Origin of the sequence: Fodinicola feengrottensis (assembly GCF_039530045.1) — a bacterium.
GTDB lineage: Bacteria > Actinomycetota > Actinomycetes > Mycobacteriales > HKI-0501 > Fodinicola > Fodinicola feengrottensis.
The window spans coordinates 228,005-248,781 of record NZ_BAAANY010000003.1 but is presented as its reverse complement, the minus strand read 5'-3'; the positions used below and the strand labels follow the sequence as shown (position 1 = coordinate 248,781).

Genomic DNA, 20,777 nt, shown 5'->3' with positions numbered 1-20,777 from the left:
GTTGGGTGCCGGTGGATCTGACGCTTGTGCGTGCGGGGGATGGTTCGGTGTCGGCGGCGGCTGCGCCGACTTCGGTGGTGTTTTCTGGTGGTGGTTCGGGTCCGTTGGTGCGGATTGGTACGGGCACGGCGAATGTGGCGTTGAGTTGGCCCGGTGGTTCGCTTCCGGCGCCGTCGTTGTCGGGTGATATGGCGACGTACCCGAATGTCCTGCCGGATGTGGATTTGCGGTTGACCGCGGATGTTGACGGTTACACCGAGGTGCTGGTCGTCAAGACGCTTACAGCGGCGTCCAACCCTGCGCTGAAGGCGTTGCGGTTCGGGTTGGCCGCTACTGGCGTGTCGACCGTGAAGGACCGCGCCGGTGATATTGATTTCCGTGACGGTAATGGGAATGTGGTGTTCCATGCCCCGACGCCGACGATGTGGGACAGCCCTTCGGCGCCATCCAAACAGTCGCCGACTGCGACGGACCCACCGGCGACCGAGCCGGACCGGGTGGCGATGGGTGTGGACGTGTCGGCCAGTGCGCTGACGATCACACCGAACCAGGCAATGCTGACGGGTACGGGAACGCAGTTCCCGGTGTATCTGGATCCGTCGGTGTCGGCGGGGCGGCGGGCGTGGACGAGCGTGTGGGCGAAGTTCCCGACCACGTCGTACTGGAACTCGTCGGAGAATGTCGCTCGGGTGGGGCATGTGTCGGAACAGGGGGACGTGGAGACGAACCGGTCGTTCTTCTGGCTGGCGACGGACCCGGTGAACGGAAAGCACATTCTGTCGGCGACGTTGCGGGTGACGAATGCCTATTCGTACTCGTGTACCGCACGACCGGTGGATTTGTGGTTGACCGGCGCGATCACCTCGTCGACGACCTGGAATTCGCAGCCGAGTTGGATGCGCAAGCTGGGTTCGGTGAACGCGGCGAAGGGATATGACTCGTCGTGTCCGGCGGGTGAGTTGGAGTACAACGCGCTGTCGGCGATCCAGCAGCAGGCGGCGGCGGGGTGGCCTGGTGTGACCGTGGGGTTGCGCGCGGCGGATGAGTCGGACAGTTATGGCTGGAAGAAGTTCACGGCGTCCAACACTGCGATCGTGATCGAGTACAACACGGTCCCGGCGGCGCCTACGTCGATGTCGGTGTCGGAGAACAAGCCGTGTGTGATTGGTGCTGACCGTCCGACGATTGGTACGGCGACGCCGACGGTGTATGCGACGATGCGGGACGCTGATGCCGGCCAGAATCTTCGGGCGCGGTTTCAGTGGTGGACGACGAACAGTGTGCTTAAGGGCGAATATCTCACGTCGTTGCAGAATCCGGTGAACACGGTTTTCCAGGCGCAGGTGCCGGCCGGGATGTACGCCGATGGTGGTGACATTTCTTGGCGCGTACGCGCCGAGGACGGCACCGATGTCGGCCCGTTTTCGACGTGGTGCGAATACCACGTCGACGCCACCCACCCTGAACATTCTCCGACGGTGGCTTCGACGCAGTTCCCGACTGGTGGTCAGTTGGGGAATGGTGTTGGCCGAACCGGGACGTTCACGTTCGGCCCGAACGGTGAGGTGGGTGTTGTCCGGTACGCGTACGCGGTGAATTCCACCACGATGGATGTGAATCGGTCTGTGCCGGCGACCGGATTGGGGATGTTCGGCGCGCTGGCGTATACGCCGACGACGCATCGGGACAACTTCCTGATGGTGTGGACATTGGACGCTGCGAACAACCCGAGTCCGCCCACGCAGTATTTCTTTGTGGTGGACGAGCCGACACCTGTGTCGGGGCAGTGGCTGCTCAACGACGGCTCCGGATCCACCGCGGCGGACAGCAGCGCGGGCGGTGGGCATCCGTTGTCGTTGCCGGCGTCGGGGACGAGCTGGGCGGCTGGCCGGGAGGCCGGCGGTGTCGCTTTCGCTGGTGGTGTGGCGACGACAGGCGGTTCGGTGGTGGATTCGGCGAAACCGGTGACGGTTTCGGCGTGGGTGTCGCTGTCGAATGTCTCGGTGTCCTCTGCGGTGGTGGGTCTTGGTGGTTCGCGTACGACGGCGTTGTCGTTGCAGTACGCGGCAGGTTCGCATTCGTGGGTTCTGCGTTCGACCAGCGCGGACACTGATACCGCGACGGTCACGTCGGCTACTGGTGGCCCGGCGCCGGTCGCGGGGGTGTGGACGCATCTGGTGGGCTTGTATGACCCGGGCGCGGACGGCGCTGCGCAGTTGCGGTTGTACGTGAACGGTGTCCTTGCCGGCTCGGCTGCGGTGTCCGCTGTGTGGACCGCCGGCGGCGGGGTGCGGGTGGGCGGTGACCTGCAGGCGGGCGCGAATGTGTTGCTGTTGCAGGGAAGTGTGGATGATGTGCGGGTGTGGGACCGGGTGTTGACGGATGCGGAGATCGCGGCGTCGGCGACCGAGGCGGTGCTGGTGGGCCGCTGGGGTTTCGATGAGGGAACCGGTTCGACGGCGGCGGATGCGAGTGGGTATGGGAAAGCCGCGACGTTGTCGAACGCGGCTTGGATTGAACGGCCGCCGGGTTTCGCTTTGGACGCCAATGGTACGAACTCGTTCGCGGCTACCAGCGGTTCGGTGTTGCGTACGGATGGCAGTTATACGGTGACCGCGTGGGCGCGGCTGGCGAATGCGTCGAAGTTCGCTGGCGTGGTGTCGCAGGATGGGTCGGTGTCCAGCGGGTTTATTTTGCAGTACGAGCAGGACACGAATCAGTGGTCGTACGTGATCCCGACCAAGGACGCGACGAGTCCGCCGTTGGTGCGGGTGAATTCGTCCGCGCCGGCGTTCGATGCGGGCGGCCCGTTGGAGTGGGTTTTCCTGACCGTCGTGTATGACGCGCCGCATAAGCAGTTGCGGCTGTATGTGAACGGCAACACCACACCCGATACGAACGGCAACGGCGGCCCGACGGTGATGCCCGCGCCGGCGACCATGTGGAACGCGACCGGGTCGCTGCATATCGGCGCGAGCCGCTACAACAGTGTGGTGACGAATTACTGGCCGGGCCAGATCGACGACGTGCGGGCGTACTCGGGTGTGTTGACCGACGATCAGATCTATGGGATTTTCACTGGCTCCGCTTAGAAAATAGCGCCTCTATCGGGCGCGGCTGGTTTGTGTCGTTTGCTTGTCGTTTCGGTCCACGGGCAAGTGTGTGGCCGCTTGGCAGTGGAGGTTCGCGGTGCGTCAACTGTTCACCGGCATGTCCTGGTACGGCGTTTTCGGGGGTGCCCCGTCTCGCCTGCGCGCGCTCAGGCGGCGCGCGCTGATGGTGTTGGCGGCTGGGTTGGCGTTGCTGCTGGCGGCAACGTTGCCGGTGAGCTGGGATCCCCGGCCCGCCACCGCCGCGCCCGCGCCGACGGTGTCGTCGCTACCGAACCCGGATCGGCGGATCGCGACCCGCCCGCTGGCCGCGAACCCAGCTCCACCGGCGCCAGCGCGAGACGCTTTCACTAAGCCTGGGCCGGTGACCTGGCCGGCTGGCACGGCGACCGTGGACGTGCCTGGCGGCGATGTGGGCGGCAGTGCGCTCAGGGCTGGGGCGTTGCCGGTATGGGTGAGTCCTGTGCCAGCGGCGAAACCGGCCCCCGGGTCGCCGAAGGCACAAGCGGCTCCGGCGAATGGGCGCACGGTGCGGGTTACGTTCGCCGATCGGGCCGCGACGCGAAGGCCGGGATTCTGGGCGCGTTGCTGTCGGTCACCGACACCGGGTCGATTCCAGCGCCGGGCGGGCCGTCGAGGGCGAACGTTGTTCCGGATGGGGCGTCGGTGTCGGTTTCGGTGTCGTACGACGGGTTCAAGTACGCGTACGGCGGTGACTACGGCAACCGGCTCACACTGTTTACCGTCCCCGCCTGCGCTCTGAGCACCCCAGCGGCGCCAGCGTGCCGGCTGGTTCCGCTGCTGACCAAGAACAACTCCAGCAAGAAGACGCTGACCGCGAACGTGCCGGCATCCAGCAAGGGCACGTTCGTGGCGGCGGCCGGTACGACGGCGGGTGATTCTGGGGATTTCAGCGCGACCTCGTTGGCGCCGTCAGCGACCTGGTCCGCCGGCGGCTCAGGTGGGGATTTCTCTTGGTCGTATCCGTTGCGGGCACCGCCTTCGACCGGCGGCGCTGCACCGAAGTTGGGGTTGGGGTATTCGTCTGGGTCGGTGGATGGCCGGGTCGCGGCGACGAACAATCAGCCTTCGTGGATCGGTGAGGGTTTCGATCTGCGGCCGGGGTTCATCGAACGAAAGTTCCAGGGCTGCGGCGATGACATGACCGGCGGCAACAACACTGTCAAAACCGGTGACCTGTGTTGGCAGCGCGACAACGCGACCCTGTCGTTGAACGGGAAAGCCGTCGAGCTGGTCCATGACGTGAACCACCCGGATCAGTGGAAACTGCGGGTCGATGACGGCACCAGGGTGCAGAAGTTCATTGGCGCACCCAACGGCGACGGCGGCGCAGCCGGCTCGGGCGGTGACGTGGGCGAGAAATGGGTGGTCACCACCCCAGACGGGACCCGTTACATTTTCGGCGAGAACCACTTGCCGGGGTGGACCACCGGGAAGCTGGAAACGAACTCGGTGGACACCGTCCCGGTGTTCGGGAACCAGCCCGGGGAGCCGTGCCATGCCGCGACGTTCGCGGGATCGTCGTGTCAGCAGGCGTGGCGGTGGAACCTGGACTACGTCGTGGACTCGAACGGCAACGCGCAAGGTTACTACTACAACAAGGAAACGAACTCGTACGGCCGGAACCTGGTCGCCACCGACAACACCCCCTACACCGCCGCGGACAATCTCGCGAAAATCGAGTACGGGTTCCGCGACGGCGCCGCGTATACCGGCGCGACGGCGCAGATCGCGTTTGATGTCACCGAAAGATGCGTCCCGTCCGGGTCGATCACCTGCGCGCCGTCGCAGCTGACGGCGGCGAACGCGGGGTATTGGCCGGATGTGCCGTTCGACCAGATCTGCGCGTCGGGTGCGACGTGCAGTAACCGGTTCTCGCCGTCGTTTTTCACCCGGAAAATGCTCGCGAAAATCACCACCAGGATCTGGGACACCCCGACCAGCAAGTTCCGGGACGTGGATTCCTGGACGCTGGGGCATTCGTTCAAGTCACCGGGGGACGCGACACCGCGGGCGTTGTGGTTGGACTCGATCGCGCACACCGGCCTGGTCGGCGGCACCGCCACCGTCCCGACGGTGACGTTCGAGGGTGTGCAGATGGCGAACCGAGTCGACGGCCTCGACGGGTACGCGCCGTTGAACCGGTACCGGATCTCCGCGATCCACAACGAAACCGGCGGCACCACATCGGTGACGTATTCGGGGAAGATGTGCGCCCGCAACGTGCACATGCCCGCCTCACCGGACAGCAACACGTACCTGTGTTTCCCGTCCTATTGGCAGCCGCCGGGCGCGACCGAACCATTGTTGGACTGGTTCCACAAGTACGTCGCGGTGCAGGTCACCGACGCCGACGGCGTCGGCCTGGCACCCACGATGGTCACCAACTACACCTACTCCGGTGGCATCGCGTGGCATTGGGACGACGATGAGCTCACCCCGTGGAAATGGCGCACCTGGAGCGAATACCGCGGGTATGAGACCGTCACCACCACCAAGGGCGATCCCACCCAGCTGCAGTCCTCGTCGATGACCCGCTATTTCCGTGGCATGGACGGCGACCGCAACGCCGACGGCACCGGGAAAACCGTCAACCTCACCGACACCGACGGCGGCACCGCCCGCGACGCCTGGCCGCTGCAAGGCACCGCCAGGGAAACCGTCACCTACAACGGCGCCGGCGGCCCGATCCTGACCGGATCCGTCACCGACCAAAGCATCTACGGGCCAACCGCGACAGAAAACAAAGACGGCCGCGGCGGCATCAACGCCTACATGGTCGAACCCACAGCCACCCGCGAACGCACCGCCCTGACCAGCGGTGGATGGCGACGCACCCAAGCATCGACCACCTACAACGCGTACGGGCAACCCACCCAGATCGACAACCAAGGCGACACAACGACGGCGGACGATGATCAGTGCACCCGTACCAGCTACGTTGAGAACACCACGGCGTGGTTGGTTAGTTATCCCACCCGTACCGAGACGGTCGCGAAAAACTGCGCCACCACACCAAACCGACCCGATGATGTGGTTAGCGACTCACTCACCAGCTACGACTCGCAGTCGTACGGGACAGCGCCAACTCTGGGAAATCCCACCACCGTTCAGGAAATCAACGGCTGGAACTCTGACACCGCCCAACCAACCTACCTAACTACCGCCACCAGCACATATGACCCGTACGGGCGAATCACGTCCGCCACGGACGCGAAAAACAACAAAACCACGTCCGCGTACACACCGGCCAGCGGCGGGCCGGTCACCGCGACCACCGTCACCAACCCGCTGGGATTCACGGCCACCACAACGGTCGAACCGGCGTGGGGGCTGCCGGTGTCCACTGTGGACGCCAACACTAAACGCGCCGACATCTCCTACGACCCACTCGGGCGGCGGACCCAGGTCTGGCAACCGGACCACCTCAAAGCCACCTACCCGACGCAACCCAACACGCAATTCAGTTATCTCGTACGCACCAACGCTCCCAGCGTCGTGACCAGCCAGTCGTTGTTGGATAACGGCACCTATCTCACGTCGAACAGTCTGTATGACGGATTCCTTCGACAGCGGCAAAGCCAGACACCCGCCGCCGGCGGCCGGCTGATCAAAGACACCATCTACGACTCCCGCGGCCTTACCATGGCGGGCAAGGCGTACGCCGACTCCAACCCGGTCGACACCACCCTCGCCTCCTCAGGCAGCGGCGACGGGGTGATCTCCGACATCACCCGCACTACCTTCGACGGCGCGGAACGTCCGACGACGAGCATCGTGCTGGTTTACAACGTGGAGAAATGGCGCACCACCACCGCGTACGACGGTGACCGCGTCACCGTCACCCCACCGGCCGGCGGCACCCCGACCACCACCATCGCCGACGCCCAAGGCCGCACCACCGAACTGCGGCAATATCACGCCGGCACCGCGACTGGCGCCTTCGACGCCACCACCTACACCTACGACCCCCGCGGCGGACTGTCGACCGTGAAGGACCCCGCCGGGAACACCTGGCGCTACGGGTACGACCTGCGCGGTCGGCAAACCAGCATCACCGACCCCGACAGCGGCACCAGCCACACCAGCTACGACGACCTCAACCAACCCGTGGCCAGCACCGACGGCCGCGGCCAAACCCTCGCGACCGTGTACGACGCGATCGGCCGCAAAACCGAACTCCACGACAACTCCACCACCGGCACCCTGCGGGCGTCGTGGACGTACGACACGCTCGCCAAGGGACAACTCACCTCATCCACCCGCATCGACAACGGCCACGCCTACACCACCGCGATCACCGGCTACGACGCCGCGTACCGGCCACTGGGCAGCACCACCACCATCCCAGCGAATGAAGGCGCCCTCGCCGGCAGCTACACCTTCACCAACACCTACAGCAAAACCGGCCGACCCAGCACCCAGACCTACCCCAAAACCAGCGACCTGGCCGCCGAGACCCTCACATCCATCTATAACAACCTCGGCCAGCCGAGCACCCTGTCCGCTGGCCCCAGCCCATACGTAAGCGGGACCACCTACACCGATTTCGGGGAAACGCAGAAAGTCAGCCTGGACAGCACCAGCACAGGCCTGGACCACTCCTACAGCTACGAAGTCGGCACCCATCGGCTGACCAGATCACGCATCGTCACCTCCGGCGTGCCCGCCGGGCCGCTCCTGCAGGACGACACGTACACGTACAACAACGCCGGCACCACCACCGAAGTCGCCGACGCCGCACCTACCAACCCCGACAACCAGTGCTTTGGGTACGACTACCTGCAGCGACTCACCAATGCCTGGACACCCGGCAATGGCGACTGCACCACCGACCCAGCCAGCACTGCCCTGGGCGGACCGGCGCCGTACTGGCAATCCTTCGCATACGACCTCACCGGCAACCGCACCAGCAAAACCGATCACGCCACCACCACACCCCTGACCAGCCACACCACCATCGCACCCGGCACCACCACGCCCGGCAATGGCGGCGCGACCAACTCGCCCACCACGCCAGGCAACGCAGGTGCGACCACCCCGCCCGGCAACGCCGCGACCAGCCCGACAACACCGGCCCCGCCGCCTGCGGCCACCGCTGCAACGCCGGGACCAGCACAGGCGGCTAACCCCGGCCAGCCCGTGTCGCCGGCACCGCCGCGGGCCGCCGGCACGGCGAGGCAAGCGAAACCGCAGACGGCCAGCGGCGACGTCACCACGACGTACACATACCCAGCGGCCGGCGCGGCCCATCCACACGCCGTGCAAACTGCGACCGTCAACGGCACGAACCGTAACTACACGTACGACCCGTCCGGGAACACCATTAGCGGCCCGTACGCCACCAACGGCGGCACCACCACCCTTACGTATGACGCCGAAGGCAACCCCGTCACCAGCACCGACGCCGGCGGCACCACCAGCTACCTCTACGACGCCGACGGCAACCTGCTCCTGACTCGGGCACCCGACAAAACCACACTGGACTTGGGCAACACCCAGCTGTGCCTGAACACCGGCGCCAGCGCGCCGACCACCACCCGGTACTACAGCTATGCCGGCAGCACCATCGCCATCCGCACCGCCACCACCCTGACCTGGCTAGGCGCCGACAACCACGGCACCGGCGACATCGCCATCAACGCCGCCAACGGTCAGGTCACCCGCCGCTGGTACACCCCGTTCGGCGAAACCCGCGGCCCCACCGGCGGCAACCCCTGGCCCACCAACCACGGCTTCGTCAACGGCACCACCAACACCGCCACCACCCTCACCCACCTCGGCGCCCGCGACTACGACCCCACCACTGGGCGCTTCACTACTGTCGACCCGATCAGGAACCCTAACGATCCACAGCAGCTCAATGGGTACATGTACGCGGACAACTCGCCCGTTAGCTCCAGCGACCCCACCGGTCTGCTGCCGTATATCGACCACGGCTCTGGTGGTGACTATTGCCTCTTCGAGTGCGGCGCTTTCGGTGAAAACAGTGGGAACGACCGTCCACGCGGACACAGCGGAAGTTACAACGAAAAATACAACATTGGGAGCAAGCACACGGGCACAGAGTGTATCGTTCGTGGATACAACTGGTGCGATCATGAAGACGAAAACGCGCGATCGGCAGCCGTCGCACGTCAGGTCGTTGGGACTGCGCTAGGGATCGTCGCCGGCACCGCAGTAGGCGGCTCGCTGGGGTTAGCGTGTTCCCCCTTAGCGTTTCTCGATGACGACCTTAGCGCTGTTTGTGGTACAGCGGGGGGTGCGGCCGGTGGAATGGTCGACTATTCGATCTCGAGCCTCATAACTGGGGATTTCAATTCAGATGACTTTGTCACGAGTGCCGCACTGGGTGGACTAGCTGGACTATTCACGTTGGGTTTCGGTGAGTCGGGGTACAGATGGCTACGAACGCTAGGAAAGCTAACCGAAGAAAGTGACCCAGGTACCGGCATTGCTGCAAACCAGAGGGCTGGCAACGCCGCTCGTGATCGAATAAGCAGCAAGTATCCGGGATCAAAGACTGAGGTAACGTACCCAACGCCAACTGGTCCGCGACGAATTGATGTTCTGACGCCGAGTGGTATTGCCATCGAGTCGAAGGTTGGGCGAGTATCCTTGACGTCGGATATTAGAGCGCAGATCGCCAAGGACCAATATCTCTTGCAGAACAACGCGGATGTCCACGGTGTTCAGTGGCAGTTCTCGCGTAGTACAGTGACCGGTAAGATCGGAGCATCGCAATCAGTCATTGATGCCCTGACCAAGGCCGGAATCACCTATAGGGAGTTACCTTGACAGTTGACTGGAGTTCTTACGAGGTATTCAATCCTGGCATAGAGGGTCTGCCGGAGAACCATTCAAGGAAGGCCGCAAGGCTAGCATATCAAAGACTAATGGACGCGAAACCACGACGGATCGAAATCCTTAGCCGACTGTTGAAGTGTGATGGTATTGATTTGCGGAATACCGATAGCTCCATTCAGCAGGTGAATGACTGGTTCAGGGGAAATGTGTCACCCAATATCGGCGCGCCGGAGCGTCTGCTTCCGGAATGGTATTCTGTGGTTAACGATCTATCGCTGTTCCTCGGCGACGTCATGATAGAGCGGAGCCCGATTCTCTACTGGGAGTTCTACATCTGGGGTAAAAAAAATGTTTCATACCATCGCCACGTCATCATGGGGTTCGCCACGGAGGATCCCAAATATCACACCTGCCTGGACATAGATCGAGCGCTAGCAGTCTACGGACATCGAGTAGTTAGCAGGGAGACGGTCGATTCAGACGAATTTCTCCAGTGGTTGGAGATTGCGGAGCGTAGAGCTGGGACAAGGCCCGACTGATGTATGCCAATGTAGGCGCCATTACCGTGCGGCGATCATTCCCGCGGACTGCATCTTGTTTCTCAGTCTTGGAATGGCATTGCAATCCGCGAGCAGAGCTAGCCATTCCTGATAGGTCTTCTCGGTGACGAAAGATGTGTCATCGCGTACGGTGATGGCTAGGTGGCGAGTCATTCGACGTGATGGCCGGTAGGCCGGTACGCCTCGGACGGATTGTTCGCGAGCATGGTCCACAGATAGGTAGACATTATCTGATTGTCGATCAGATTGACATTCGCGCGGTCAAGGAACTCCTGCGATCGATGGTCGAGAGTCTTGAAGGTGAGGATGGGGAGGACCTGGCAACGAAAATAGGTCGAATGGGCAAGTGAAATTCGAGGACTATCGCCCGTGCCCCCATGGTTCTATGAATTCTGAAGAAGTGGTTCCTTAGGCGTTTAGACGACGACAAGCCAGGCTAGGGGGCCGTACGCCATGAGGAAGATGAGGACGCAGAAGTCGGCGAGGAATCCGAGGCTTTAGAGGAAAGTTCGTCGGACGAGTTGACCTTCTTCGCCGGACAGGCCGACGGCGGCGGCTGCGATGGCGAGGTTTTGGGGGCTGATGAGTTTGCCGAGGGCGCCGGCTTCGCTGTTGGCCGATACGAATAAAACCGGAATCCATCACCAAGTTGGAACCCGGTGAACTGGAGGCCCTGAGGGTGATCGACGTGGACATGGAGTTCTCGTCCGCGATACCTGCCGACCTGGCCGCGCGATATGACGAGGAGGCTCGTCTCATCGAGGTGCTTGTGGTTGATGGCCAAGTGTGGGCGAAGGGCATCGATATCGCGGGGGTAGTCGTCGTCGATCTCACCGATGATCGAGTGGTTGCCAACTTTGACGTGATCGCGCCAAGAGAGACCTGGAAAGTGGGTCTGCCGATCGAGTCTGTCTCGGGTAGCTCTCGTTCCGGAACTATGCGAATCCCGTCCGACGTGATAAGGGAAGGTTCGATAGAACTTCCTGTGGATATTTTCCGGTCAACGGAGAGCCAGATCGTGCAAGTTCTCTTCGGGAAGCCGACCGGCGACTCTACGCTGGCGACTGTGGCGTTGACACAGTCGTGCCGCGCGATTATGGAGAGCCGGCGGCTGTTGGGTTTTGAACTCTCACTTGCGTAGGCAGAGAATTCAGCTATTGCTGAGCGCCTCAAATGCCAGCTTGCGCTATGCGCTCAAGCCGCAGTGCGAGGATCTAATACGTGGTTTGGTGAATGTATTTGCTAGAGGTGCCTCGAATAGCCGATTTGGATGGAATGTCCATCGAGGTTTCGTCGTCAGATGTTCCCGACCAGTTACTTCTGGAGAAGGGGTTCCTCGGGCGTTTAGACGACGACTAGCCAGGCTAGGGGGCCGTACGCCATGAGGAAGATGAGGACGCAGAAGCCGGCGAGGAATCCGAGGCTCCAGAGGAAAGTTCGCCGGACCAGTTGACCTTCTTCGCCGGACAGGCCGACGGCGGCGGCTGCGATGGCGAGGTTTTGGGGGCTGATGAGTTTGCCGAGGGCGCCGGCTTCGCTGTTGGCGGCGGCGGTCAGGTACGGGCTGAGGTGGAGTTGTTTGGCGGCGGCGACCTGTACGGCGCCGAAGAGGGCGTTGGCTGAGGTGTCGGATCCGGTGGCGGCGACGCCGAGCCAGCCTAGTACGGGTGAGAGCAGAGCGAACGCGATTCCGGTGTGGGCGAGCAGAGTGCCGATGGTGTTGGCCTGGCCGGAATAGTTCATCAGATAGGCCAGCGCCATCACGAGCAAGACAGTGAAGGCCGCGGAATAGACCTGTACGAGTCCGGCGCCATATTCGCGTACGGCGTCACGTGCTCGGATCCTCTGGATGGCGAGCGTGAGAAGACCCGTCACCAGCAGCACCGTGCCGGTCGCGGTCAGCAGGTTGAGCTGGAACAGTGGCAAAGCCAGAGCCTTGCCGTTGGCGCCAATCGCGCCGGCGCCGGGCCAGCGGAACTGGATGGTCAGGGTCTGCAGCCAGTCGGAGACCGGATTCTTCAGCGACACCAAGGCAAGCAGGACGATCAGTACGCCGTAGGGTGCGAAGGACGGCAGCCAGTGCCGCTGTTCGTCAGGAGCCTCGTCGGCTTTTTCGTTGGGCGGTGGGAGAATCTCGCGAGGGGACCACAAGCGCAGCAGCACAGCCACGGCTGCCGCTGACAGCAGCGCGCCGATCAGGTCGGCGAGCTGGAAAGTGACATAGTTGGCGGCGGCGAACTGGCCGATGGAGAAGCCGAGGCCGGTGGCCAGGGCGACCGGCCAGAGTTGCCGGAGGCCGCGCTTGCCGTCTAGGACAAGCAAAAGCGCGAAGGGGACGAACAGCGCGACTATCAGCGCCTGCCGGCCGACCATCTCACCGAGCGGTCCGGTGGGCAATCCAGTTGCCTTGCTCAGCGCGAAAATCGGGTTGCCGACCGAGCCGAAAGCTGTCCCGGCCGCGTCCGCGAAAAGGGCGACGGTGGCGGCTCGGATGGGGCTGAAGCCGAGGGCGAGCAGGATGGCCGCGACGACCGCGATGGGGGCACCGAAGCCGGCCATTGATTCCAGCAACGATCCGAAACAGAAGGCCACGACCAGACCTTGTACGCGATAGTCCCTCGACAACAAAAGGAAAGTACGCCGTACGGTGTCGAGGTGCCCAGACCTGGTGATCAGCCGGTTCAGCCAGATGGCGTTGACGATGATCCAGACGATCGGGAAAAGCCCGAAAGCGGCGCCTTCCAGCGCACCGCTGAAAGCGGGCACTGGCGGCAGCCGGAAGATCGGGATCGCCACTACTAATCCGCACACCAGGCTGATCAGCGCGGCCCAGTGGGATCGCATGCGTACGACGCCGAGCAGCACCAGCAGCAGAATCAGCGGCACCGCGGCGACTAATGCCGACAGTACGAGCGAATTAACCACCGGGGCCAGAATTTGATGATGCATCCCGGGCTCCTCGCGCCTTGGGGTGACGACGATCAGGTTAGGGTACGACGACGACCTTCACCGGATCGCCTTCCCGCTCCCGCATGACCCGGAACGCCTCGGCGATCTGGTCCAGCGGGAATCGGTGGGTGACCAGCTCTTTTCCGCGCAGCTGACCGGAAGCGGCTAACGCCACGGCTCGCTGAACGTTGTTCCGACCCTCGCCCCGAGAGGTGTACATCGTGATGTCCTTGCGCACCACCGCACTCAGGTCCAACTGGACCGAATCGCGATAGAACGCAACGAAAAGAATCTTCCCGCCACGCTTGGTGACTTCCGCGCACTGTTGCGGGGTGCCGAGGCCGCCGGACGCTTCGATGGCGAGATCGACGCCCTGTTCGCCGGTCAGTTCCAACACGGCTCGTACGGGATCGACTTCACTGGAGTTAATGGTGTGCCGGACCCCGAGCTTGGCACCGAGCTCCAGCCGGGATGGCCTGGTGCCAACCAAAATCACCCGCGCCGCCCCCATCGCACGGCAGACCTGCGCGGTCATCAGACCGACCGGGCCGGGACCGAAAATCGCCACGTCCTGGCCGACGATGTAACCGCCTGCGACGTCCAGTCCATACAAACCGGTGCCGGCCGTGGTGATCAGCACCGCGTCCTCGGCGGACAGTTCGGCCGGCAGATGGTAAAGCGCGCTGACATGGTGTACGACGTATTCGGCGAAACCACCGTTCGCGGTCATCCCGCTGGCTCGGTGCCCCTTGGCCGGATTTCCGTAGTTGAGGCAAGCGGTGTAGCGGCCCACCAGGCAGTTGGCGCACCGGCCGCAGCCTCGATGCGCCTCGATGCAGACCCGGTCGCCGGGCTGGAACTCGTCCACGGTCGAGCCGGTCTCCACGACCACCCCGGTCCACTCATGACCGGGGGTGAACTCACCAAACGGTGGAGTCTGTGGGAAATGTCCATCGACGATCTTCAGGTCGGTGCCGCACGCCCCGCACATTTCGACTCGTACGAGCACATCCTCGGGACCTGGGCGGGGCACCGGTCGATCGACCACCCGCAGGTCGCCCGGACCGTACAGCACCGCGGCCCGCATGGTGGTGGGCGCACTCGCAATGATCACGTGTTGAGGCTAACGGTCCGGGCTTCGCGGATAACAGTGATTGGGGCGGCCCGAACGAGACATTTTCTTGCGATCGAACACAAGTTCTAGTACGTCTGAGCAGTCTTCAGGCTTTCGGACTCCACGTAGCCGTAGACCTCGGGCAGGATGTAACGCGCTGCAAGGAAACCACCCAGCGCGATCAGCGACACGATCGCGGTGGCCGCCGCCGTGCCGGTCGCCTCAAGCAGCAACGGGAACAGGAAAAGTGTGACGAAGCTGGCCAGTTTCACGAAAACGTAACCGAAACCGCACGCGGTCGCCTTGTAACGAGTGGGCGCCACCATCGCGGTGACGGTCATGCCGTTGGTGCCGGCCCAATACTGGCCCCACATCATCGCGGCCGCGGCGAGCAGTAACAGCCAGCCCACGTTCAGTTGTAGCGCGAAAGCGGCGAGTAACAACGAGACGAACGAGATTCCAAAGCCCCACTGGGAGATGCCACGGTGGCCGATGCGAGAAGTGATCTGCGGCCCGACAAAGCCACTCACGGCGGCGAGGCAGTAGATGGCGCCGGTCATCAGGTTGGTGGCCACGATGCCCTTGGAAATCCCGGCAACGGCTAGTACGGAGGGTAAGTAGAACCCGAAGGCGCCGAACGAGGCCGACTGTGCGGCGTTGGAGATCCAGCCGAAAATGCTGGCCCGTCGACGTACTGGATCAGACCAGATGCTGCGCAGGAAGTTCGCGGTGCTGGGCCGTTTGATGCGGAAATCCTGGTCCGGAAGCATGTCCAGCGAATCGTGGAACATCACTCGCGAGACCTGCTTGGCCTGGTGGAACTTGCCGCGCAAAATGAGCGAAGGCGCGGTGTCGGTGATTTTGAGGCGGCCGAGCAGCAGCGCGAGCGCGGGCAGCGCTCCCAGTGCGAGGCCAATCCGCCACAGCAACGAATGATCGACGCCGGCGACCAGCATCACCGTGACGACGGTGATCGCGAGCACCTCGCCAATGGCGAACATTCCCTGTTTGCGGTTGCCCATCACCTCGCGGGTGCCCCGCGGCATGGCCTCCATGATGTACGCGTACCCGGACGCGAGGTCGCTGCTCAACGGGAATCCGAGCAGAAACCGGATGGCCACTAGTTGCCACATGCTGGTCACGAAACCCTGCAGTGGGGCCAACACTATGAACAGCACCATGGTGGTGATGAAGACCCATCGCCGTCCCAGCCGGTCCGCAAGCCAGCCACCGAAAACGGCGCCGAGCAGGCCGCCCAGCTGGACCGCACTGGACGCGAGGCCCAACATCAGTGCGCTGGGGTGGAAATCGGCCTTCACGAAGACCAGCAGGAACGAGATCGCGTAGATATCCCAGGACTCGACCAGGATCGTCGACATCATCAGCCAGCCGACGCCCTGGCCGTTCCTGGTGCCCTGGCTGTTCATCACCCGGTGGGCGGCCTGATCCGACAGGGCGATCAGTTCCGCGTGGGTGGTGGCTCGAAACGGCTTGGTGGGACTGGACATGAAGTGAGGTCCCCGGGGAGTCACATGCGAACGGGGGCAGAGGTTCTTACGACAAACGAAAAAACTTCCTGGCCAAGATCACTTTAGACGTAAGCGTTACGTCGGTAAACATGGCCCGCGTGTCCATAGCGCAGAGTTGTCAGGAGATGGGCGACCTTTCGTACGTTCGACCCGCTCATCCCTCTTCCTGGTGCCTTTTTTGGAAGGCTGACCGACTGGGCAAGGTCGCTCTGGGTAGCGACTTCCCAGGGTCGAAGGGAAAACCGGAAAAGGGTTGCCGACCGCGCCCGGTGTTCGCTCACGTGTACGCGAGATCAGCCGTCGAGGGAGGTGATGATCGCGCGGGTACGGGCGGTGGTGATGGCAACGGTCAGGGTCTCGATGTCGTACGCGCCGTAATAGCGCTGACCGTTGATAAAGAACGACGGGGTGCCGGAAATGCCGCTGAGGTCCGCGGACTCCAGGTCCTGAGCGACCCTCGCGGCATGGACGTGGCGTTTCAGGTCGTCGTGGAATCGCTGCTTGTCCAGGCCTTGCTCTTCAGCGTATTTCATCAGATCCATGATGCGCAGCTTGTCCTGTCGGGCCAGCAACAAGTCGTGCATCGGCCAGAACGCGCCCTGGGCTGCCGCGGCTTCGGCCGCTTCGGCGGCCAGCTGTGCCTGTGGATGTACGTCGGTGAGCGGAAGATGGCGCCAGACATAGCGCACGTCATCGTCGACAAGCAGGTCTTCGCGTACGGCCACCTCGGCCTGGCCGCAGTACGGGCACTGGAAATCGCCGTATTCGACGACGGTGACCGAGGCGTCCGCCGGGCCGCGAATGTGGTCGCGGTCGGGGTCGACCGGCACGAGGAGATCGAGCAGTTGCTCGGCGTCGCCCAGCAGCGCGACGGCTCGGCGATTCTCCGGAAGCAGCGCCGTGATGCGAAAAACCACCCAGGTGAGCAGCGGCGCGACGATCATGGTCGACAGCACTCCGAGTTTCGCCTCGGCCAGTTGCGGTCCGCTGAAGGCGAGGGTGGCGATCAGCAAGGACACGGTGAAGCCGATGCCGGCGATGGTGCCGGTGCCGGCGACCGACGCCCAGCCGACAGTGGGCTTGATCCGGCCGCCGCTCAGCCGCGACAGCAGCCACGACATGCCCAGAATGGCGACCGGCTTTCCCAGCACATAGCCGAAAAGAATGCCGAGCGTGATCGGGGTGGTGTAGGCCCGTACGAGAAAGTCGCCGTTGATGACGATGCCCGCGTTGGCCAGCCCGAAAAGCGGCACGATGAGATAGCTCGTCCACGGCAGATAGAAATGCTGGAGGCGCGCGTTGGGGGAGAGCGTCGAGGTGAGTCCGGTGGTCGCATCCCGAGCCAGTTCCGGCGTCGGTTGTTCGCGGAAAAGCTTGAAAAGGCCGGTCGCCTGCTCCAGGTTTTCTCGCGCTGGTGAGTAGGCGGACGCGGTCAGGCCAATCGCGAGGCCGGCGACCACCGGGTCGACCCCGCTGCTCAGCAAAGCGGCCCACATGACAATTCCGAGCAGGGCGTAGAGCGCCGGCCGGTCCACTCCGAACTTGAGGGCGGCGATGAGTACGCCGAACACCACCACGGCGATCGCGATGGGCATGATCCGTACATCGGTGCTGTACGCGAAGGCGATCACGATCAGCGCGACGAGATCGTCGACGACCGCGACGGTCAGCAGGAACACTCGTACCCGATCGGGGACTCGGCGGCCGAGCAGCGACAGCATTCCGAGCGCGAGCGCGGTGTCGGTCGACATCGCCACGCCCCATCCGTGCGCGGCTGGCCCGGCCAGCGTGATGGCCAGGTAGATCAGCACCGGGATCGCCATCCCGAGCAGTCCGGCGGCCAGCGGCAGCACGAACCGGCGCCGGTCCCGCAGGTCGCCAAGGTCGACTTCGCGGCGCGCCTCCAGGCCCACTACCAGGAAGAACAGCGTCATCAGCCCGCTGTTGACCCAGGTCCGCAGGTCCTGCGAGATGCCGAAACCGCCGAGCCGAATCGAGAACTGGAGGTGCCAGAACGCCTCGTAGCCGGCGACGCTGACGTTGGACCAGAGCAGCGCGAGCACGATCGCGGCCACCAGCACGCCGGCGCTGCCCGACTCGGTGCGCAGGAACGTACGCACCGGCGCGGCCGCCCGGCGGGTCAGCGGAGTGCGCGTGGACGAGTCCGTCATGGCGCCATCATCGCTGAGTCGCGGGGCGCCGGCCGTACGGGCACCCATGCCTGATCGCCTGTCCGTTCGGCCGCAGCGGCCGGTCAGGCCGTGAGCGAAGGTTGACGAAAGCTGCTGAAACGGAGATCTCAGGCAATGAACAGCATCACCAAAAGGTCGGCACGGACACCGTGACCGTCGGAGTCAGGGACCGCGTACGAGCCGCTTTTCGGGATATTCCAAGAGATGTTTATCTGTCCCATGTGGACCCTGCGAAATGCCTTCGAGACGTGCCGCTGGGATACGGGCCCGATCTGTGCGCCGACCAGCCGTCCGCATTGGCCGCGATGCTGGAGCAATTGGACGTACGACCGGGCCATCAGGTGTTGCTGGTTGGGTCCGGCAATCGCGATATCGACGGATATCTGACGGCACTGATTGGCCACCTCACCGGTCCGACCGGCGGGGTGGCCTGGGCCGACCGGCCGCCGTACGACCGGGTGCTGGTCACCAAGCGCCATCTGAACCGATGGTTCGAGCTGGTGCCGGGTGGACGGCTCGTACGGCCAGTGGAGATTTCCGGCATGTGCCGGACCGTCAGTGTGGAGGCTGATGGGGATCGATGGGTCAGTCGGTCCATTCGGCCGGTGAACTTCGTCTCGATGCAGCAGGGTTCGGCGCTCGCACTGCTGACCGACGGCGACATCGTCGGACCGGACCTGAGTCGACGCGATCATCGCGCGACCGGCCTGACGATCACTCCGGCGGAAGTCGTGGACGGGCTGAGCCTGTGGCTTGAACTTCGTCATGGCGGCTGGTCCTCGACCGGAATTCCGTACTTAATGGAGACCGTACGGGTGATGAGCAACGCCGGCACGGCCGCGCTTTTTCGGCGTACGTCCGGCGAAATCGGCGTGCTTGTTCAGGACTGCATCGGCGGCAGGCTCGCCGACCAGTTGTGCGATTCGGTACGCGAATGGGATGCCGCCGGTCGGCCAGGGAGCGCGGACCTTCGGCTCACCTGGGGTAGCCACCGCGTGCAGCCGGAACTCAGCGGACGGTTGGTGGAGCCAACGAACTAACGGCTGAACGGCGGAATTTCCCCGAAAAGACGCGCCGCTCAGGGGCGCAGGATCAGCCGGATCGGGTTGCCTTCCTTGCTCTGCAGACGTGCCACCGCGTCGGCGGCCTGAGCCAGCGGGAGGACATCGCTGATCGAACCGGACAGGTCGAGCCGGCCGCGGCGGGCGAGCCCGACGAGCTGTTCGACCGCTCCCGGCTGATAGCCGTAGTGGCCGAGGATTTGTCGTTGCAGGAAGCTGAAAGCGGTGCTGTCGGCGACGGTGAACGGCTGCCCGCTGAGGCCGACCAGGACCAGCCGGCCGCCGGCGCCCAGGCAGCCGACCGCCTGGTCGCGGACGGCGGTGACGCCGGCGAAGTCGAAGGCGGCGGACAGCCCGGCGCCGTCCGTCTCGGCCCACATCCGCTGACCGAAGTCCGCGTCGGTCGGGCTGAGCACGACGTCGGCGCCGAGCGCCAGGGCGCGCTCCCGGGCGGCCGGCAGTGGGTCGACGACCACGATCGGGGCGGCTCCGACCAGCCGCAGCAACTGGACGCCGTGTGCGCCGAGACCGCCGGCACCCCAGACGCCAACCGCCTGACCGGGACGTACGTTCGCCGTCTCGACGATCGCGCCCCACGGCGTGGAAACCGCGTCTGGGATGATCGCGGCCTGGTCGAACGGGAGGCTGTCCGGGATCGCCACCAGCGTGGTCGCGGTGGCCAGCGCGTATTCGGCCCACCCGCCGTCGTAGTCGACGCCACGGGTGAGCATCCGGCCGCTCGGGTTTCGCTCGCCGGCCTGCAGGATGACCCGCTGGCCCGGCTGCCAGCCGGTGACCTCGGCGCCCAGCGCGTCGATGGTGCCGGCCACCTCGTGCCCGAGGGTGACGGTGTTTTCCCGGCCGAGCCCCAGGGTGCCGTCGATCAGGTGCACGTCGGACAGGCACACTCCGGCCGCCGCGACCTTGATGCGCACCTGGTCGCGGGCGGGCTCCGGAACCGGCACGTCCACCATCGCGAATTCCCGGGTCTTCACGTTCAGACGCCCCGCGAGCATGAGCGACCACCGTCCTTCCGTTGTCCACCGTCGAGTCCAACGTACGACAGCGACGCGGCCGATCCGGCGGCGGGCCGGTGGACTGGTGTTCGCGGCTGGGTGGTTACGTGCCTGCCCTGGCCGATTTTCGAACCTGCCGGGGAAATGAACGAGGGTATTGTTCAATGTGAGCAGAATTGGCCTGCCGCGACTGGCGCATCTATTGTCGTACGGGAAAACCTGCCGTCAGCGCCAATGATGTTTTTCCGTTCGCGGCGAGGCGGCCGATGGCCGGATCCGGCCACTGTGTCGCGGGTTGTTCTGAGCTGCGTCAATCGGTGTAATCCTGTGGATCTCATAGCCGGCTTAACCGGTATTGATCAACCGCACGATTATTCAGGATTTCACGGGATTCCGCCTCCGGAGAAGGAGCTGGCCC

12 protein-coding genes and 1 pseudogene are annotated in these 20,777 nt (G+C 64.0%); 6 read left to right on the top strand and 7 right to left on the bottom strand.

The annotated features are described in order from the left end of the window. Positions 1–11: 11 nt before the first annotated feature. Positions 12–3,092, top strand: a complete 3,081-nt coding sequence (locus ABD301_RS05505) for a LamG-like jellyroll fold domain-containing protein (RefSeq protein WP_344307734.1) — start codon at positions 12–14, stop codon at positions 3,090–3,092. A 102-nt stretch (positions 3,093–3,194) separates the two neighbouring features. Here the strand turns inward: ABD301_RS05505 and ABD301_RS05500 are convergent, their stop codons facing one another. Next, the gene (locus ABD301_RS05500) at positions 3,195–3,461 is read right to left on the bottom strand and encodes a hypothetical protein (protein ID WP_344307732.1); all 267 of its coding nucleotides are present in this window, start codon (positions 3,459–3,461) and stop codon (positions 3,195–3,197) included. Between the two features lie 99 nt (positions 3,462–3,560). Between ABD301_RS05500 and ABD301_RS05495 the strand changes: the two genes are divergently transcribed. The 3 genes and pseudogenes from ABD301_RS05495 to ABD301_RS42310 all read left to right on the top strand — a co-directional run. Next, positions 3,561–9,929, top strand: a complete 6,369-nt coding sequence (locus ABD301_RS05495) for an RHS repeat domain-containing protein (RefSeq protein ID WP_344307730.1) — start codon at positions 3,561–3,563, stop codon at positions 9,927–9,929. Then, positions 9,926–10,477 carry a hypothetical protein gene (locus ABD301_RS05490; RefSeq protein ID WP_344307728.1) on the top strand — a complete coding sequence of 184 codons (552 nt, stop codon included), beginning with the start codon at positions 9,926–9,928 and terminating at the stop codon, positions 10,475–10,477. Before ABD301_RS05495 ends, ABD301_RS05490 begins: the two co-directional genes overlap by 4 nt. A 173-nt stretch (positions 10,478–10,650) precedes the next feature. Next, positions 10,651–10,848 (top strand): annotated as a pseudogene (locus tag ABD301_RS42310) (Imm8 family immunity protein); the annotation flags it as partial. Positions 10,849–10,995: 147 nt separating this feature from the next. Here the strand turns inward: ABD301_RS42310 and ABD301_RS05485 are convergent. Beyond that, positions 10,996–11,136, bottom strand: a complete 141-nt coding sequence (locus ABD301_RS05485; RefSeq protein ID WP_344307780.1) for an L-lactate permease — start codon at positions 11,134–11,136, stop codon at positions 10,996–10,998. Between the two features lie 41 nt (positions 11,137–11,177). Between ABD301_RS05485 and ABD301_RS05480 the strand changes: the two genes are divergently transcribed. After that, entirely contained in the window at positions 11,178–11,639 is a 462-nt protein-coding gene (locus ABD301_RS05480) for a hypothetical protein (RefSeq protein ID WP_344307726.1), read from the top strand. A gap of 203 nt (positions 11,640–11,842) precedes the next feature. Here the strand turns inward: ABD301_RS05480 and ABD301_RS05475 are convergent, their stop codons facing one another. From ABD301_RS05475 to nhaA, 4 genes are all read right to left on the bottom strand, one after another. Further along, positions 11,843–13,447: an L-lactate permease gene (locus tag ABD301_RS05475; RefSeq protein ID WP_163573174.1), complete on the bottom strand. Its 1,605-nt coding sequence runs from the start codon at positions 13,445–13,447 to the stop codon at positions 11,843–11,845. 37 nt (positions 13,448–13,484) lie between these two features. Then, positions 13,485–14,561 carry a zinc-dependent alcohol dehydrogenase gene (locus ABD301_RS05470; RefSeq protein WP_344307723.1) on the bottom strand — a complete coding sequence of 359 codons (1,077 nt, stop codon included), beginning with the start codon at positions 14,559–14,561 and terminating at the stop codon, positions 13,485–13,487. Between the two features lie 86 nt (positions 14,562–14,647). Further along, positions 14,648–16,069 carry an MFS transporter gene (locus ABD301_RS05465; protein WP_344307721.1) on the bottom strand — a complete coding sequence of 474 codons (1,422 nt, stop codon included), beginning with the start codon at positions 16,067–16,069 and terminating at the stop codon, positions 14,648–14,650. Positions 16,070–16,383: 314 nt separating this feature from the next. Beyond that, a complete protein-coding gene (gene nhaA, locus ABD301_RS05460) occupies positions 16,384–18,261 on the bottom strand; it encodes a Na+/H+ antiporter NhaA (RefSeq protein WP_344307719.1) in 1,878 nt (625 codons plus the stop codon). Between the two features lie 170 nt (positions 18,262–18,431). On the opposite strand from nhaA, the gene ABD301_RS05455 reads away from it, so the two are divergent. Then, complete coding sequence (locus ABD301_RS05455; RefSeq protein WP_163573179.1) at positions 18,432–19,322, top strand: class I SAM-dependent methyltransferase; 891 nt, start codon at positions 18,432–18,434, stop codon at positions 19,320–19,322. Positions 19,323–19,360: 38 nt separating this feature from the next. Here ABD301_RS05455 and ABD301_RS05450 read toward each other — a convergent pair whose 3' ends face one another. Continuing rightward, on the bottom strand, positions 19,361–20,359 hold the full coding sequence (locus tag ABD301_RS05450) for a zinc-binding dehydrogenase (RefSeq protein WP_344307717.1): 999 nt from the start codon (positions 20,357–20,359) through the stop codon (positions 19,361–19,363). Between the last annotated feature and the right edge of the window lie 418 nt (positions 20,360–20,777).